Source organism: Pseudoalteromonas sp. PPB1 (genome assembly GCF_015356275.1).
Taxonomy (GTDB): domain Bacteria; phylum Pseudomonadota; class Gammaproteobacteria; order Enterobacterales; family Alteromonadaceae; genus Pseudoalteromonas; species Pseudoalteromonas rubra_D.
In genome coordinates this window covers 1-1,406 of record NZ_JACEQV010000078.1, presented here as the reverse complement: position 1 = coordinate 1,406, position 1,406 = coordinate 1, and the positions used below count along the sequence as shown (strand labels likewise).

At 56.5% G+C, this 1,406-nt stretch carries 1 protein-coding gene; it reads left to right on the top strand.

The genetic code is table 11. The annotated features are described in order from the left end of the window. On the top strand, positions 1 to 1,406 hold a 1,406-nt coding region (locus IY568_RS24365), incomplete at both ends, for an amino acid adenylation domain-containing protein (protein ID WP_194868966.1).

Genomic DNA, 1,406 nt, shown 5'->3' with positions numbered 1-1,406 from the left:
CTCAAAGCCGGGGCAGCTTATATTCCGTTTGAACCCAGCAACACCAAAGCCCGCAACCAGCAGATTATCGCTGATGCCGCTCTGGAGTGGGTGATTGTCAGTGACGCACTGGCCGCCCGCGTTCCGGATGCCGGGGTTGACCTGTTGTTACTGGAGCAGGATGTCACTGATGCGAACTGGCTCAGTGGCTATGATGCCGAGTTTGGCACGGAAACGGTTGCCCATGATAGCCCTGCGTATGTGATTTACACCTCAGGCTCTACGGGTACTCCCAAAGGCGTGGAGATCAGCCACCGGGCCCTGATGGATTATTTGAACTTTGCCCTCAAAGGCTACTATGCCGACCACCTTAACGGTTCACTGCTGGTGACATCACATGGTTTTGATATTGGTGTTCCGAGTTTGTACTTACCGCTCTTAAGTGGTGGCAGTGTACAACTGCTGGATAATCAGGAGCTGTTGCCGGCCCTGAGTAAAGCCCTGAATAAAGCGGATGAGCCACGACTGGTGCGGATGACGCCGCATCATGTGGAAGGGATACTGGCCTTGCAGGAGGCGCCGCTTGCAGGTGTGCAGCACGTGTTTGTGATTGGCGGTGAGCGCTTTGAGCGCGATGTGGCACTGGCCTTACAAACCCAGTTCCCGGACAGTCAGGTGTTTAACCACTATGGTCCGTCTGAGGCCACGGTGGGCTGTGTGATGTATGACATCAGTGCCAATCAGGCCGACTTACCGGCGGAGCTGCCCATCGGCCGGGCCATGGACAACACCTATGCCTATGTGCTGGATGCGCAGCTTAACGCCCTGCCGCAGGGGGCCCGAGGTGAGTTATTTGTCGGTGGACCGTGTCTGGCCACAGGTTATGTGAATAACCCGACGCTGAGCGCCGAGCGCTTTATTGAGAACCCATTTTATGACCCCAGTGATGCGACCAGTCCGGCGCGTTTGTATCGCACCGGCGATCAGGTGCGCTATCAAAACAGTGGCGAGCTGATGTTTTTAGGGCGCATAGACGAGCAGGTTAAGATCCGGGGTTTCCGGGTGGAGCTGGGTGACATCAGCAGCCAGCTGCAGCAAATTACGGGCGTTGAATCTGCTGAGGTGTTGTGTAAAGCCCTGGCCACCGGCCCGGAGCTGGTTGCTTATATCAAGGCGGAAAACTCGGCGCAGCTGGGTGCTCTGCTGAGTGACTGCGAGCGTCTGCTGGGTGAGCAGTTACCTGCTTATATGGTACCGGCCCACTTTGTCGGGCTGCAACACTGGCCGCTGACGGCGAACGGTAAACTGGACAAAAAAGCACTGCCAGACCCGCAGGAAAAAGCCGCGGCCCAACACGTTGCGCCACGCACAGCAACAGAGCAGCAGCTGGTTGAGCTGTGGTCTTCATTATTAAAGTTAACGCCGGA